Source organism: Superficieibacter electus (assembly GCF_002915575.1).
Taxonomy (GTDB): domain Bacteria; phylum Pseudomonadota; class Gammaproteobacteria; order Enterobacterales; family Enterobacteriaceae; genus Superficieibacter; species Superficieibacter electus.
The window spans coordinates 129,321-143,884 of the sequence record NZ_PQGD01000003.1 but is presented as its reverse complement, the minus strand read 5'-3'; the positions used below and the strand labels follow the sequence as shown (position 1 = coordinate 143,884).

General features: G+C 52.1%; 14 protein-coding genes, 2 tRNA genes and 1 pseudogene. 9 read left to right on the top strand and 8 right to left on the bottom strand.

The features are described from left to right. The first annotated feature begins 7 nt into the window (after positions 1–7). The 5 genes from sufC to ldtE all read left to right on the top strand — a co-directional run bounded on the left by sufC (position 8) and on the right by ldtE (position 4,782). Positions 8–754, top strand: coding sequence for a Fe-S cluster assembly ATPase SufC (gene sufC / locus CHU32_RS04605; RefSeq protein WP_103674614.1), 747 nt, complete (start codon positions 8–10; stop codon positions 752–754). After that, positions 729–2,003 (top strand): Fe-S cluster assembly protein SufD, encoded by a 1,275-nt coding sequence (gene sufD, locus CHU32_RS04600; protein WP_103674613.1) that lies wholly within the window; start codon positions 729–731, stop codon positions 2,001–2,003. Before sufC ends, sufD begins: the two co-directional genes overlap by 26 nt. Next, positions 2,000–3,220, top strand: coding sequence for a cysteine desulfurase SufS (gene sufS / locus CHU32_RS04595; protein ID WP_103750790.1), 1,221 nt, complete (start codon positions 2,000–2,002; stop codon positions 3,218–3,220). Before sufD ends, sufS begins: the two co-directional genes overlap by 4 nt. Before the next feature lie 12 nt (positions 3,221–3,232). Next, positions 3,233–3,649, top strand: coding sequence for a cysteine desulfuration protein SufE (sufE, locus tag CHU32_RS04590; protein WP_103674611.1), 417 nt, complete (start codon positions 3,233–3,235; stop codon positions 3,647–3,649). A gap of 98 nt (positions 3,650–3,747) precedes the next feature. After that, on the top strand, positions 3,748–4,782 hold the full coding sequence (gene ldtE, locus CHU32_RS04585) for a L,D-transpeptidase LdtE (RefSeq protein ID WP_103674610.1): 1,035 nt from the start codon (positions 3,748–3,750) through the stop codon (positions 4,780–4,782). 57 nt (positions 4,783–4,839) lie between these two features. Here the strand turns inward: ldtE and CHU32_RS04580 are convergent, their stop codons facing one another. The 3 genes from CHU32_RS04580 to ynhH all read right to left on the bottom strand — a co-directional run bounded on the left by CHU32_RS04580 (position 4,840) and on the right by ynhH (position 7,001). Beyond that, positions 4,840–5,076, bottom strand: a complete 237-nt coding sequence (locus tag CHU32_RS04580) for a major outer membrane lipoprotein (RefSeq protein ID WP_049840772.1) — start codon at positions 5,074–5,076, stop codon at positions 4,840–4,842. 310 nt (positions 5,077–5,386) lie between these two features. Beyond that, positions 5,387–6,799 (bottom strand): pyruvate kinase PykF, encoded by a 1,413-nt coding sequence (gene pykF / locus CHU32_RS04575; protein ID WP_103674609.1) that lies wholly within the window; start codon positions 6,797–6,799, stop codon positions 5,387–5,389. A 7-nt stretch (positions 6,800–6,806) separates the two neighbouring features. Beyond that, positions 6,807–7,001 carry a protein YnhH gene (gene ynhH / locus CHU32_RS28890; RefSeq protein ID WP_425444879.1) on the bottom strand — a complete coding sequence of 65 codons (195 nt, stop codon included), beginning with the start codon at positions 6,999–7,001 and terminating at the stop codon, positions 6,807–6,809. Positions 7,002–7,260: 259 nt separating this feature from the next. Here ynhH and fumD point away from each other — a divergent pair, with 259 nt between their 5' ends. After that, a complete protein-coding gene (gene fumD, locus CHU32_RS04570) occupies positions 7,261–7,476 on the top strand; it encodes a fumarate hydratase FumD (RefSeq protein WP_103674608.1) in 216 nt (71 codons plus the stop codon). A gap of 14 nt (positions 7,477–7,490) precedes the next feature. Next, positions 7,491–8,291 (top strand): annotated as a pseudogene (locus CHU32_RS04565) (sugar phosphate isomerase/epimerase family protein); the annotation flags it as partial. Between the two features lie 29 nt (positions 8,292–8,320). Here CHU32_RS04565 and CHU32_RS04560 read toward each other — a convergent pair. From CHU32_RS04560 to mdtK, 3 genes are all read right to left on the bottom strand, one after another. Beyond that, a tRNA-Val gene (locus CHU32_RS04560) sits at positions 8,321–8,397 on the bottom strand. Between the two features lie 9 nt (positions 8,398–8,406). Continuing rightward, positions 8,407–8,483: transfer RNA gene (locus CHU32_RS04555), tRNA-Val, on the bottom strand. Positions 8,484–8,624: 141 nt separating this feature from the next. Continuing rightward, complete coding sequence (gene mdtK, locus CHU32_RS04550; RefSeq protein WP_103674606.1) at positions 8,625–9,998, bottom strand: MdtK family multidrug efflux MATE transporter; 1,374 nt, start codon at positions 9,996–9,998, stop codon at positions 8,625–8,627. 231 nt (positions 9,999–10,229) lie between these two features. On the opposite strand from mdtK, the gene CHU32_RS04545 reads away from it, so the two are divergent. After that, positions 10,230–10,868 carry a riboflavin synthase subunit alpha gene (locus CHU32_RS04545; RefSeq protein WP_103674605.1) on the top strand — a complete coding sequence of 213 codons (639 nt, stop codon included), beginning with the start codon at positions 10,230–10,232 and terminating at the stop codon, positions 10,866–10,868. A 33-nt stretch (positions 10,869–10,901) separates the two neighbouring features. Here the strand turns inward: CHU32_RS04545 and cfa are convergent, their stop codons facing one another. Both cfa and punC read right to left on the bottom strand, forming a co-directional pair. Beyond that, the gene (gene cfa, locus CHU32_RS04540; RefSeq protein ID WP_103674604.1) at positions 10,902–12,050 is read right to left on the bottom strand and encodes a cyclopropane fatty acyl phospholipid synthase; all 1,149 of its coding nucleotides are present in this window, start codon (positions 12,048–12,050) and stop codon (positions 10,902–10,904) included. 278 nt (positions 12,051–12,328) lie between these two features. Then, positions 12,329–13,525, bottom strand: coding sequence for a purine nucleoside transporter PunC (punC, locus tag CHU32_RS04535; protein ID WP_103674603.1), 1,197 nt, complete (start codon positions 13,523–13,525; stop codon positions 12,329–12,331). Between the two features lie 109 nt (positions 13,526–13,634). On the opposite strand from punC, the gene punR reads away from it, so the two are divergent. Next, on the top strand, positions 13,635–14,564 hold the full coding sequence (gene punR, locus CHU32_RS04530) for a DNA-binding transcriptional activator PunR (RefSeq protein ID WP_103674602.1): 930 nt from the start codon (positions 13,635–13,637) through the stop codon (positions 14,562–14,564).

The window sequence follows — 14,564 nt, the reverse complement described above, 5'->3', positions numbered from 1 at the left end:
AACAGCCATGTTAAGCATTAAAGATTTACAGGTATCAGTAGAAGACAAAGAAATCCTGCGCGGCCTCAATCTTGAGGTTCGCCCCGGAGAGGTGCATGCGATCATGGGACCGAACGGTTCCGGGAAGAGTACCCTGTCAGCCACTCTGGCAGGCCGTGAAGATTATGAAGTAACGGGCGGCAGCGTGGAATTTCGCGGCAAGGATCTGCTGGAACTTGCGCCTGAAGATCGCGCGGGCGAGGGCATTTTTATGGCCTTCCAGTATCCGGTTGAGATCCCTGGCGTCAGTAATCAGTTTTTCCTGCAAACGGCGCTGAACGCGGTGCGTGCATACCGTGGTCAGGAGTCGCTTGACCGTTTTGATTTTCAGGATCTGATGGAAGAAAAAATTCAGTTACTGAAGATGCCGGAGGATTTGTTGACCCGTTCGGTGAACGTGGGCTTTTCCGGCGGCGAGAAAAAGCGCAATGACATTTTGCAAATGGCGGTACTGGAGCCTGAGTTGTGTATTCTCGATGAGTCCGATTCCGGTTTAGATATTGATGCGTTGAAGATCGTTTCAGAAGGGGTCAACGCGCTGCGTGATGGCAAACGCGCCTTCATCATTGTCACCCATTATCAGCGTATTCTCGACTACATCAAACCGGATTTTGTTCACGTCCTCTATCAGGGGCGCATTGTGAAATCGGGTGATTTTACTCTGGTCAAACAACTGGAGGAGCAGGGCTATGGCTGGCTTACCGAACAGCAGTAACGCACTGCAACAATGGCATCATCTTTTTGAAGCTGAGGGCGCAAAACGCTCGCCGCAGGCCCGTCAGCATTTGCAGCATATGCTGCGTCTCGGTCTGCCGACGCGCAAGCATGAAAACTGGAAATATACGCCGCTGGACGGGCTACTGGACAGCACCTTTGTGGCGGTTGCGCCAACAGAGGTGACTGCCGGGCAGCGTGATGCACTGGCGTTGACTATTGATGCCGTCAGGCTGGTTTTTGTCGACGGGCAATTCAGCGCGGCACTGAGTGACAACGTTGAGGGCAGCGGCTTTGACGTTCAAATGGCGCAAGAAGGGCAGACATTACCCCAGGCAATCCAGCCTGAAGTCTTTCTTCATCTGACCGAAAGCCTCGCGACTGCTGCCACCCTGATCCGCGTTGCCCGCAATCAACGCCCGGCAAAACCGTTGCTGTTAATGCATATTACCCGTGGCGTAGCGGGGGCAGAAATGAACACCGCGCATTATCGCCATCATATTGAACTGGCTGAAGGTGCCGAAGCGACGCTGATTGAACATTATGTCAGCCTGAACGACGAACGCCATTTTACCGGCTCGCGGGTAACAATGAATGTCGCAGCAAATGCGCACCTGCATCATCTGAAACTGGCGTTTGAAGCGCCGGTAAGCTATCACTTTGCCCACAACGACATTGTGCTGGCGCAGGATGCTGCCGCGTTCAGTCATAGTTTCCTGCTGGGTAGCGCGGTATTGCGGCACAATACCAGCAGTCAGCTTAATGGCGAAAATACGACGCTGCGGCTTAACAGCCTGGCAATGCCGGTCAAATCAGAAGTGTGTGACAGCCGTACCTGGCTTGAGCATAACAAAGGTTACTGTAATAGCCGTCAACTGCACAAAACCATCGTCAACGATAAAGGCCGCGCGGTGTTTAATGGCCTTATCAATGTGGCACAGCATGCGATTAAAACCGACGGTCAGATGACCAACAATAATCTGCTTTTAGGGCGTCTGTCGGAAGTGGACACTAAACCGCAGCTGGAAATCTACGCCGATGATGTCAAATGTAGCCATGGCGCGACAATTGGCCGCATTGACGATGAACAGCTTTTTTACCTGCGTTCGCGCGGCATTGATGAACAGGCGGCGCAGCAGATGATTATCTATGCCTTTGCCGCTGAACTCACGGAAGCTATCGGCGACGAGGCGCTCAAACAACAGGTGCTGGCCCGCATTGGCCAGCGTCTTCCCGGGGGCAAAGCATGACATTTTCCGTTCAGCGGGTGCGGGAGGATTTCCCTGTACTGACGCGCGAAGTTAACGGACAGGCGCTGGCATATCTGGACAGCGCAGCAAGCGCGCAAAAACCCAATCAGGTGATTGATGCAGAAAGCGAATTTTATCGTCATGGCTATGCAGCAGTGCACCGTGGCATTCATACGCTCAGCGCGGAAGCCACGCAGCGCATGGAGCAGGTGCGCCTGAAGGCGGCGTCATTCCTCAATGCACGCTCGCCGGAGGAGCTGGTTTTTGTCCGTGGTACCACTGAGGGCATCAACCTGGTCGCCAATAGCTGGGGCGAAAGCCAGATCCAGCCGGGCGATAATATTGTGATTACTGCCATGGAACATCACGCCAATATCGTACCGTGGCAGATGCTGTGCGCGCGTAAGCAGGCGGAACTGCGAGTGATACCGCTGACGGCGGAAGGCACGCTCGCGCTGGAGGCGCTTGCTGGTCTTCTGGATGCCAAAACGCGTTTAGTGGCCGTTACCCATGTATCAAACGTGCTGGGTGTTGAGAATCCGGTCGCGGATATTATTCGCATCGCTCATCAACACGGTGCGAAGGTGCTGGTGGACGGCGCGCAGGCGGTAATGCATCATGCGGTAGACGTGCAGGCGCTGGACTGCGATTTTTATCTTTTTTCAGGGCATAAACTGTACGGGCCGACCGGTATTGGCGTGTTGTACGCAAAAGAAGAGATCCTTCAGGATATGCCACCCTGGGAAGGCGGCGGTTCGATGATTGCTACCGTCAGCCTGACGGAAGGGACGACGTTCGCTAAAGCGCCCTGGCGGTTCGAAGCCGGGACGCCGAATACAGGAGGCATTATTGCTCTCGGCGCGGCGCTGGATTACGTCAACGCGCTGGGGCTTGAAAATATCCACGCTTATGAGCAGACGCTAATGGAGTATGCGCTTGCCGGACTCGCCAGCGTACCCACTCTTACTGTTTATGGTCCATCTCAGCGGCTGGGCGTTATCGCCTTCAACCTGGGGCAGCATCATGCGTATGACGTCGGTAGCTTCCTTGATAACTACGGCATCGCCGTGCGTACCGGGCATCATTGTGCGATGCCGCTGATGGCGCATTACCAGGTCCCTGCGATGTGCCGGGCATCGTTCGCTATGTATAACACCCATGAAGAAGCGGATCGGCTGGTGGCAGGGTTAACACGTATTCATCAGCTACTGGGCTAGCAGGGAGACTTTATGGCTGAACTACCGGACAGAGAAAAGCTGCTGCGCAATTTTCAGCGTTGCGCCAACTGGGAAGAGAAGTACCTTTACATTATTGAGCTGGGGCAGCGTTTGCCTCCGCTGAGCGAAGAGGCTCACAACCCGAAGAATATTATCCAGGGCTGCCAAAGCCAGGTATGGATCGTTATTCAGCGCAATGAAGACGGTATTATCGAATTGCAGGGCGACAGTGATGCCATGATTGTAAAAGGGCTTATTGCCGTCGTGTTTATTTTATACCACCAGATGACGGCACAGGATATCGTCGCCTTTGATATTCGCCCCTGGTTTGAGAAAATGGCCCTTACCCAGCATCTTACCCCATCCCGCTCACAAGGGCTGGAAGCCATGATCCGCGCAATTCGTACCAAAGCTGAAAATCTCGGCTAAACTCTAAAAACAGCTTTCATTCTGTTACGCGAGGCGGTTATTCCGCCTCGCTGGTTTTCAGCTTTCTGGCATTCAGCCGGTGATTAAGGAATTCCAGTATGAAACGCGCGTCTCTTATTACTCTAAGTCTTATCGGATCGCTCAGCGCTGCTCAGAGCGTTTGGGCCGTGGATTATTTATTACCTGCTCCGGGCAGTCGACTTATCGGGCAAAACCAGACTTACGTGGTCCCCGGTGACGGTAAAAATCTGGAGGCCATTGCCCAGCGTTTTGACACAGGTATCCTGCTGTTGCTGGAGGCAAATAATACGGTCGATCCGTTATTGCCGACACCCGGCAGCGAACTGACCATCCCTTCACAAATGTTGCTCCCGGATGCGCCACGGGAGGGGATCGTTATTAACCTGGCTGAGCTACGGCTGTATTATTATCCTCCGGGTAAAAATATCGTTCAGGTCTTCCCGATTGGTATCGGGCAGCAGGGGCGTGAAACGCCGGTAATGACTACACGCATTATCCAGAAGATCCCTAATCCAACATGGACGCCAACGGCCAATATCCGCGCCCGCTCTCTGGCGCAGGGAATTAAGTTGCCTGCGGTCATCCCGGCCGGGCCAAATAACCCGCTGGGACGCTTTGCCTTACGTTTAGAGCAGGGCGGAGGGGAGTATCTGATTCACGGTACCAATGCGCGCAACAGCGTGGGTTTACGGGCCAGTTCTGGCTGTATGCGTATGCGTGCGGCGGATATTCAGACGCTGTTCTCTCAGGCGTCGTGGGGAACGCGGGTACAGATCGTCAATGAGCCAATAAAATTTTCCGTAGAGCCTGATGGCCGGCGTTATGTTGAGGTCCATCAGCCGCTTTCGCAGAATGACTGGGAAGATCCCCAGACGGTGCCCATTGCCGTTACTGCAAGCTTTGGTCGTTTTGCAGATGATGCGGGCAGTGATGGTCAGGGTATCAGCAGCGCAATTACGCGGCGAGCGGGTTATCCGGTGCAGGTCAATGCCACTATGACCCCCTCCATGCCAGCGACAGGTATACAAAGCGTCAGAGCGACGCCTGCGCCTGTTACTCAGGCCGTGGGAACGTTAGTGACAGCGAATAGTCTTGTCGTGCAGCAGCAGTAAATAAAGGGCAAAAAAAATGGCGCACAATGTGCGCCATTTTCATTAGACCAGTAACACTTATTTTTTGTAAGTGCGAGTCTGGTTGTCCAGACGCTGGTTAGCACGAGCTGCGTCGTCTTTAGCAGCCTGAACGTCGGAACGGATTGCGTTCACGTCGTTGCTCAGCTGGTCAACTTTAGCGTTCAGAGTCTGAACGTCAGAAGACAGCTGATCGATTTTAGCGTTGCTGGAGCAACCTGCCAGCAGAGTAGAACCCAGGATTACCGCGCCCAGTACCAGTTTAGTACGATTCATTATTAATACCCTCTAGATTGAGTTAATCTCCATGTAGCGTTACAAGTATTACACAAACTTTTTTATGTTGAGAATATTTTTTTGATGGGAATGCGCTTATTTTTGATCGTTCGCTCAAAGAAGCATCGAATGGCGCTGTTACATCAAAAAAACTGTGTGAAAACAGGAAGCTTCCATCGGATTCATCTTAGATAATTGGCATTTTAAATAGTAAAATACGATTTGCTTTTCTATTGACAGCTTCGGCACAGCAAATAAAAAAAGCGCCCCGAAGGACGCTTTTTAAACAAATCAACACATCTGGAAATAATTACAGTACGTGAACGGAAGCCGTATTGGTAGTGCCGCTTGGAACCAGCGCACCAGAAACCATTACTACGACGTCGCCTTTCTGTGCCAGACCGCTGTCTACGGCAACTTCTTTGCCGAGACGGTAGAAATCATCGGTGGAGTTAATTTCTTTCACCAGCTGCGCGACAACGCCTTTGCTCAGAACCAACTGACGGGCGGTCACTTCATTGGTGGTCAGTGCCAGGATAGTGGCATCAGGGAAATATTTACGTACAGCACGTGCAGATTTACCGCCGTTAGTCGCCACAACGATCAGCGGCGCGTCAAGTTTCTCCGCGGTTTCAACTGCGCCACGGCAAACCGCTTCGGTGATACGCAGTTTACGGCTGTCGTGATTATCATCCAGACGGCTGGTCATGACACGGTCAGTACGCTGGCAGATGGTCGCCATGATGCTAACGGCTTCCAGCGGGTATTTCCCTTTGGCAGATTCGCCTGACAGCATGACGGCGTCGGTACCGTCAAGAATGGCGTTGGCAACGTCACCGGCTTCCGCACGGGTCGGACGTGGGTTTTTGATCATGGAGTCAAGCATCTGGGTAGCAGTAATCACCACTTTACGTGCGCGGATGCATTTCTCAATCATCATTTTCTGCGCGAAAATAACTTCTTCAACCGGAATTTCAACGCCCAGGTCGCCACGCGCAACCATGATACCGTCAGAAGCCTCAAGAATTTCGTCGAAGTTGTTCAGGCCTTCCTGGTTTTCAATTTTGGAGATGATCTGAATGTGTTCACCGCCATGCGCTTTCAGATGCTCACGAATTTCTACAACGTCAGAACGCTTACGAATGAACGAGGCAGCAACAAAGTCAACGCCTTGTTCACAGCCGAAGATCAGGTCCTGTTTGTCTTTTTCAGCCAGAGCAGGCAGGGCAATGGAAACGCCCGGCAGGTTAACGCCTTTGTTCTCGCCCAGGTCACCGTTGTTCAGTACTTTACAGATAACCTTGTTACCTTCGATAGCCGTTACTTCCATACCAATCAGGCCGTCATCCACCAGAACGGTGTTGCCAACGGACAGGTCAGAAGTGAAACCTTCGTATGTGACCGCCACGGTATCGGCGTTGCCGACAACGGTTTTATCCGTTGTGAAAGTGAATGTCTGGCCGGCTTTCAGCGAGACGTCATTACCACCTTCAAGTTTGATGGTACGAATTTCCGGACCTTTGGTGTCCAGCAAGATCGCCGCTTTTTTACCGGTTTTGCTCATCACGTTACGCAGATTCTGAATGCGCTGACCATGTTCTGCATAGTCGCCGTGGGAGAAGTTAAGACGCATAACGTTCATGCCCGCGTCGAGCATTTTGGCTAACATCTCTTCGGATTCGGTTTTTGGGCCGATGGTGCAAACAATTTTGGTCTTTTTCATGACAGTCTTAGTCTTTAAGTTGAGAAGAATATGAAGGTGACGGACCGGGGATATAGCGCCACGGTGTCAAACCAGTGATGCGAAAACTGCGATGCCACAGGATAAGGATAGGTGACATCAAAAAAGCGTGCAGAGGAATGTGCGCTGGCGGTTCAGCCCATGACGTTAAATGAAGATGTACGCGTTTGAGTAAATAGTTCAAGGCGCTGAAACCATTCAATTAAGAAACGGTGCGCATTATACGATGTTACAAAGTAAAAGGAAAATAAAAACAGCGTTTTAATAAATATTTGGGCGTTCGAATAGTGGTTGTTGGATGAATGTTAGAAGCGCGTAAGCAACCGCAGTAGAAGGTGTGAAATCTTAGCCTTCGTCAGGAGCACTTTATCAGGTTGTTGTTTGATTCAGCATGGTTTTTTGGCAATAATGTAAGCATGTTGTTAAAATTTCAGGACTAAAATATGGGCAACAGAGCAAAAGGTGATGAGCTCTATCAGGAGATGTGTCGGGTGGTAGGCAAAGTCGTGCTTGAGATGCGTGATTTGGGCCAGGAGCCGAAACATATCGTCATTGCCGGGGTAGTAAGAACCGCTCTGGCTAATCAAAAAATTACCCGTTCAGCGTTAAACCGTGAAGCGATGGAGCAGGTGATAAGCGCACTGGCCGGTCACTCCTGACCTGAGGATAAAAAATGCGACGTTCTATTGCCACCGTTTCACTGGGTGGCAGCCTGCCAGAAAAGCTACACGCCATTGCGGCGGCTGGTTTCCACGGCGTTGAAATCTTCGATAAAGACCTGGAGGATTACCCCGGCACGCCGGCTTCTGTACGTCGGCTGGCTACCGAACTGGGACTTACTATTACGCTTTTTCAGCCATTGCGTGATGTGGAGGGAGGAACGCGCGCCGCTTTCGCTAACGCACTGGAACGTGCAAAGCGTAAAATTGGGGTGATGCACGAGCTTGACTGCGATACCTTACTGCTCTGTAGCAATACCTCCCCAGAGTCATCTTCTGACATTGCACAACAATATGAGGATTTACGGACAATTGCCGACCTTGCGGAGCAGGAACAAATTCGGGTTGGCTACGAGGCGCTGGCGTGGGGGCGCTATGTCCGACGCTGGCGACAGGCATGGGAGCGGGTGAATGCTGTCAATAGCCCGGCAATGGGCATTGTGCTGGATAGCTTTCATATTCTGTCATTGGGCGACACGCTTGACGGCCTGGATAAGGTGCCGCTGGAGAAGCTGATTTTTGTGCAGTTGGCGGATGCGCCCGGGATGCAGATGGATGTCCAGCAATGGAGCCGTCATTTCCGCTGTTACCCTGGAAAAGGGCAGATGCCTGTGGTTAGCCTGGCGCGTGAAATCGATCGGCGTGGCTATAATGGTCCCTGGTCGCTGGAAATTTTCAACGACAGCTATCGGGCAGCTTCAGTACAGGATATGGCAAAAGAAGGTAATCGCGCTTTGCTCTGGCTGGAAAAACAACTTAATGAGTAAAACGGGAAGATTATGAATGGTGCGTCCGAGTGGACTCGAACCACCGACCCCCACCATGTCAAGGTGGTGCTCTAACCAACTGAGCTACGGACGCACTGAGAGATGGTGCGTTCAATTGGACTCGAACCAACGACCCCCACCATGTCAAGGTGGTGCTCTAACCAACTGAGCTATGAACGCATTGTTGTGCCTGACAACGGGGACGAATATTAGCGGCAGTGGGAGAATGTGGCAAGCGCTTTTCTTTCCAAATTCACCCGACTGCGGAACTACTGTGCAATGTGTTGAGAAAGTAGCCGCCTGGCGACGGCTACTTCAGGCTTAACGCGCTGCGCGCTGTAAAATCACACTCGATGGTTGACGTTGCAGAAAACGCATTCTTACCATCATCATTATTGCCGCCGAGGTCAGGCCGATAATAAAACCAAGCCAGAACCCGGCCGGACCCATCGGTGCTACGATCCAGTCCGTCAATGCCAGCATATAGCCACTCGGTAAACCCAGCACCCAGTAGGCGATGAACGTAATAAAGAAAATGGAGCTGGTGTCTTTATATCCTCGCAAGATCCCGCTGCCAATCACCTGAACAGAGTCTGAAATCTGGTAAATTGCCGCCAGCAGCATAAGTTGTGCGGCCAGCGTCACTACTTCGGGGTTGTCATTGTAGAGCAGCGCGATGTGCTCACGCAGTGAAACCGTGAAGATAGCCGTGATGATGGCCATACAAACGCCAACGCCGAGGCCCGTGCGGGCTGACGTCTGCGCTTCAAGGGTTGAGCCCTGACCGAGACGGTAGCCCACCCGAATAGTGACCGCTGCTCCCAGTGACAGAGGTAACACAAACATCAGTGAGCTAAAGTTCAGCGCAATCTGGTGTCCGGCGACGTCAACGATGCCCAGCGGGGAAACCAGCAGGGCGACGACCGCAAACAGCGTAACCTCAAAAAACAGCGCCAGCGCGATGGGCAGGCCAAGTTGCACCAGACGCAGCATAGTGGCTAACTCCGGCTTACCAAAACGCATATCGTTGCGAATATCACGCATCGACCGTGCTCTCTTAATATAAGAGAGCATACAGAACAACATGACCCAGTAAACAGACGCCGTTGCCACGCCGCAGCCGACGCCGCCCAGTTCCGGCATGCCAAAGTGACCGTAGATGAAAATGTAGTTCACCGGAATATTGACCATTAGCCCGCAAAAACCAATAAACATTGCCGGTTTGGTCTTCGCCAGCCCGTCACACTGGTTACGAGCGACCTGAAAGCACAGATAACCCGGCGCACCAAACAGCAGGGCGCGCAAATAGCGAACCGCTTTATCCGCCAGTTCAGGATCGATGTTATGCATGGCATGAATAATATGCCCGGCATTCCATAGCACGACCATCACCAGCACGGAGACAAACCCCGCCAGCCAGAACCCCTGGCGAACCTGATGTGCAATGCGATCGCGACGGCCTGAACCATTAAGTTGCGCAATGACAGGGGTCAGAGCCAGTAACAGACCATGACCAAAGAGAATTGCGGGAAGCCAAATGGAGGTGCCGATGGCCACGGCGGCCATATCGGTGGCGCTGTAGCCACCCGCCATTACCGTATCGACAAACCCCATTGCCGTTTGCGCTACCTGGGCAATGATGACCGGAATTGCCAGCGCCAGAAGCTGACGCGCTTCACTGAAATACTTCTGCACGTGAACACCTTGAGTATTGTTGTTATTAGAGAGACTAAAAAAGCCGCCGTAAATGGCAGCAAGAAGAATTAACAAGAGGTTATGCTGCTATTGTAACGAGGATTAATTATTACGCCAGTGAAAACGTCGATAGCGCACACTCCGCACTGGCAAGGCTATTTTCCACCTGTTATTGTGCCTGACAGAACAGCGGGGATAAGACCGTTTTTATCGTATACAGGAGTTAATGGCATGTTTACTGGAATCGTACAGGGCACGGCAAAAGTCGTGTCCATCGAGGAGAAACCCAATTTTCGAACTCACGTTGTGGCCCTGCCTGACAATATGCTCGCAGGACTGGAGACGGGCGCGTCGGTAGCGCACAACGGTTGTTGCCTGACAGTGACAGAGATCGACGGTAATCACGTCAGTTTTGATTTAATGAAAGAAACGCTGCGCATCACTAACCTGGGCGATTTACAGCCGGGTGATGAAGTTAACGTCGAGCGGGCGGCAAAATTCAGTGATGAAATTGGCGGGCATCTGATGTCAGGCCATATTATAACAACGGCAGAAGTGTCGAAAATCATCACTTCAGAAAATAACCGGCAGATCTGGTTTAAATTGCAGGATGCCACGCTGATGAAATATATCCTGTATAAAGGATTCATCGGCATTGATGGTATTAGCCTGACCGTGGGTGAAGTCACGGCTAGCCGTTTTTGCGTGCATCTGATCCCGGAAACACTACAGCGCACTACGCTTGGGCAAAAAAAACTGGGACAGCGGATTAACATTGAAATCGACCCACAAACGCAGGCGGTGGTAGATACCGTGGAACGGGTGCTGGCAGCCCGTGAGGCCGCGCTATTGCAAAAAGAAGCGGAATAAGAGGAAAACCCCGGCGTGCCGGGGTTTTATATATCAGCGGGCAACACGTAAGCCATTTTCTACGCCGCGCGAGAAAACCACCTGCCAGAGCTGAATATCCCGCGCACGAAATGCGCCCGCGCAGGCATTCAGATAGTAACTGAACATGCGCTTAAAGCGCTCAGAGTAATTATCGGCAATGTCGGGCCATGCAGCCTGAAACCGCTCGAACCACGCCATCAGCGTTTTGTCATAATCAGCGCCAAAATTATGCCAGTCTTCCATAATAAAATGGGTTTCACTGGCAATGGCTATTTGACGCACTGAAGGTAAACAGCCGTTAGGGAAGATGTATTTATCAATCCACGGATCGACATTATTATCAGTTTTTTTCGAGCCAATAGTATGCAACAGGAATAACCCATCCGGCTTGAGGTTACGATCCACGACTTCAAAATAGGTTTTGTAGTTTTTAGGCCCGACATGCTCGAACATGCCAACGGAAACAATACGATCGAACTGGTCATCCAAATCGCGATAATCCTGAAGCAGAACGGTAACGTCAAGCCCCGCGCAGCGTGCCTGGGCCAGTTTTTGCTGTTCGGCGGAAATGGTCACACCGGTCACGCTAACCTTGTAATGTTTAGCCATCCACGAGGCGAGACCGCCCCAGCCACACCCAATATCCAGTACCCGCATGCCTGGCTCAAGCTGCAGTTTTTCGCAAATAAGCTGTAATTTTGCTTGCTGGGCATCGACCAGGTTATCGGCCTCTTTCCAGTACCCACAGGAATATTGCATATACGGGTCGAGCATGCGGGTAAACAGATCGTTTCCGAGATCGTAGTGTTCTTTGCCAACAATCCACGCGCGCTTTTTACTTTGCAAATTAATCAGGCGGGTCGCGGCGATGCGAAGCGTGTCTTTCAGATGATGCGGTAGCTGGCTTTCCAGTCCGGCACGCAGGACCCGGGTGAAAAAAATATCCAGCCGATCACATTCCCACCAGCCGTCCATATAACTCTCGCCAAGACCGAGCGAGCCTTCCTGCAGCACACGCTTAAAGAAATGCGGATTTTTAATCCGTAAATCATAAGGAGCGGTACCGTTAATCGCAATCCCCGCACGGCTCAACAACTCATTAGTAATGCGATACCAGTCGTCGTCCGGTATGCTAACGTCTTCTATACACGATGAACTCATAGCTTCTCCATCACGCGTATGTGATCAGAACCTTAAAACAGCGTAGATGCTATTTTGGATTGTGAGAAATCTTACGGAAACTCCGTAAGCCTGCTATCCGACGTAGAAACAGAGGAAGGGAGAGTACCCTTACCGAAATGCCGTCCGTGGTGGAAACGGGTGAGATCCATCACCCGTTAAATAATTCTGGTTTTATTGTAGTTATGAGGTAACGAGAATGAGTATAGGACGCCAAACCGGCTGATTCAATACAAAAATGTTAGCATGCTAATCACTCGTCACTGACCTGCCTGCGTCTTGTTAGCCTCCGATGTTCTTATTGCTTGCGCCGTCTGTTGCATTCGGTAGCCTGAGCCTGCCAGCAGTACTGTTACCAGCATGACGCTGGTGGTGGTTAACAGCGGGGTCGCCACCAGCCAGGACACACCGAGGCTTGCCAGAAAGCACAATCCAAGCTGCAACGTATTTTGTAGCGCGGCGGCGCGGCCCGTTGCCTGAGGAAAGGGACGCAAAGCCTGAGCGACAACGATCGGGTATATTGCGCCGTTCGCCATCGCCATCACGCAGAAAGGAATTAACAGCGCTGTCAGCGAGACACCGCCGAGCAGCCCTGTGCCCCAGGTTGCAACCACACTTAACGCATAGAGGCTTAACAGCCAGGGTAATAACTGCTGACCCTGCCATTTTTGCAAAGCTGAACGACAACCGTAACCCCCTGCCAGAAATGCTATTGTCTGCGGAACGTAACTCAGACCAATCACCGCCGGACCATAACCCATTTCACTGAGAATAAAGGGCGAGCCGGTTAACCAGGCAAAGAAACTGGCCGAGCAGGCGGCATAAATCAACACATTGCCAACATATAAGCGCGAGCGTAGTAGCGTGGCGAACGTCAGCGCAGGAGCGCTTTCCTGTTTTTTGGCCGCAGCGGGCTTCAGGCGCAGCGCTGGTAGCATCAGAATAAGGGTAATAATAAATAAGGTGGCAAAAATAGCCTGCCAGTCAAAATGCGTCAGTATCCAGCTGCCGAGCAAAGGAGCCAGCGCCGGCGAGAGTCCGACCAACGGCATGATAGTGGCGAAGATACGATTCACCCGCTGTGCCGGATAATAATCGGTGACCATCGCCTGCCAGGTTACCGCAGCGGCACAGACGCCTGCGGCCTGGACAAAGCGTAATACCAGTAGCATCGTGGCATCCTTGACCCACAGCATGCCCAGGCAACCCGCCGCAAAAATACTCAGCCCGGCGAGTAACACCGGGCGACGACCAAAACGATCCGATAGCGGTCCCCAAATGAGCTGAGCCAGGGCAAAACCCGCCAGAAACAAACTCAGGCTGGCGCTGACCGCAGCGGCCGGCGTATTAAGATCCTGCTGAATCACCGCAAAGGCGGGCAGGTACATATCGGTGGCCAAAAATCCCAGCACGCTTAATCCGGCGAGCCAGACCAGAAACCCTTTTCCAGGCTGCATAAATATTCTCTTTAGACGCAGATGACAGGCGGGAAAGTGTAGGCAGTGCATTGTGGCTTGTGAAACGCTAATATTTGCGTGGTGTTATCAAAAAATTTGCAGGCATAAAATGTGGTCAGAATATTCACTTGAAGTGATTGATGCGGTAGCCCGGAATGGTAGCTTTAGCGCAGCCGCGCAGGAACTGCATAGGGTGCCATCTGCAATCAGTTATACGGTGCGGCAAATGGAAGAGTGGCTGGGCGTTCCTCTGTTTGCGCGGCGTCATCGCGATGTGGAGCTCACCCCGGCAGGCAGCTGGTTTTTAAAAGAAGGGCGCTCTGTTATCAAAAAAATGCTGATCACCCGACAGCAGTGTCAACAGATCGCTAATGGCTGGCGTAGCCAATTGCCGATTGCCGTTGATAACATCGTCAGGCCGGAACGAACCCGCCAAATGATTGTTGATTTCTATCGCCATTTTCCTGATGTCGAATTGATAGTCTTTCAGGAAGTATTTAATGGGGTGTGGGATGCGCTGGCAGATGGCCGGGTTGAGCTGGCGATTGGGGCAACGCAGGCGATCCCTGTGGGGGGACGCTACGCGTTTCGCGATATGGGCATGCTGAGCTGGGATTGTGTGGTGGCCTGCGACCATCCGCTGGCGAAACAGGCGGGACCGTTGAGCGACGATGCGTTGCGCAACTGGCCTTCGCTGGTGCGAGAAGATACTTCTCGCTCGTTACCCAAACGTACGACCTGGTTGCTGGATAACCAGAAGCGGGTCGTGGTACCAGACTGGGAGTCATCGGCAACATGCATCTCGGCAGGATTATGTGCAGCGATGGTGCCATCACATTTTGCCAGACCATGGATAAACTCGGGGCAATGGGCGTCGCTCATTCTGGAGAACCCTTTTCCTGATGCGGCATGTTGTTTAACCTGGCAACAAAGCGATGTTTCACCCGCGCTGGGATGGCTGCTGGAATACCTGGGGGACAGCGAAACTTTGAACAAAGAATGGTTGCGGGACCCGGAGGGACCGGTTCCCGCTGGCTGA

Coding starts and splice junctions, on each gene's coding strand:
- sufC (WP_103674614.1), top strand. CDS start 8: ATGTTAAGCATTAAAGATTTACAGGTATCAGTAGAAGACAAAGAAATC.
- sufD (WP_103674613.1), top strand. CDS start 729: ATGGCTGGCTTACCGAACAGCAGTAACGCACTGCAACAATGGCATCAT.
- sufS (WP_103750790.1), top strand. CDS start 2,000: ATGACATTTTCCGTTCAGCGGGTGCGGGAGGATTTCCCTGTACTGACG.
- sufE (WP_103674611.1), top strand. CDS start 3,233: ATGGCTGAACTACCGGACAGAGAAAAGCTGCTGCGCAATTTTCAGCGT.
- ldtE (WP_103674610.1), top strand. CDS start 3,748: ATGAAACGCGCGTCTCTTATTACTCTAAGTCTTATCGGATCGCTCAGC.
- CHU32_RS04580 (WP_049840772.1), bottom strand. CDS start 5,076: ATGAATCGTACTAAACTGGTACTGGGCGCGGTAATCCTGGGTTCTACT.
- pykF (WP_103674609.1), bottom strand. CDS start 6,799: ATGAAAAAGACCAAAATTGTTTGCACCATCGGCCCAAAAACCGAATCC.
- fumD (WP_103674608.1), top strand. CDS start 7,261: ATGGGCAACAGAGCAAAAGGTGATGAGCTCTATCAGGAGATGTGTCGG.
- CHU32_RS04545 (WP_103674605.1), top strand. CDS start 10,230: ATGTTTACTGGAATCGTACAGGGCACGGCAAAAGTCGTGTCCATCGAG.
- cfa (WP_103674604.1), bottom strand. CDS start 12,050: ATGAGTTCATCGTGTATAGAAGACGTTAGCATACCGGACGACGACTGG.
- punC (WP_103674603.1), bottom strand. CDS start 13,525: ATGCAGCCTGGAAAAGGGTTTCTGGTCTGGCTCGCCGGATTAAGCGTG.
- punR (WP_103674602.1), top strand. CDS start 13,635: ATGTGGTCAGAATATTCACTTGAAGTGATTGATGCGGTAGCCCGGAAT.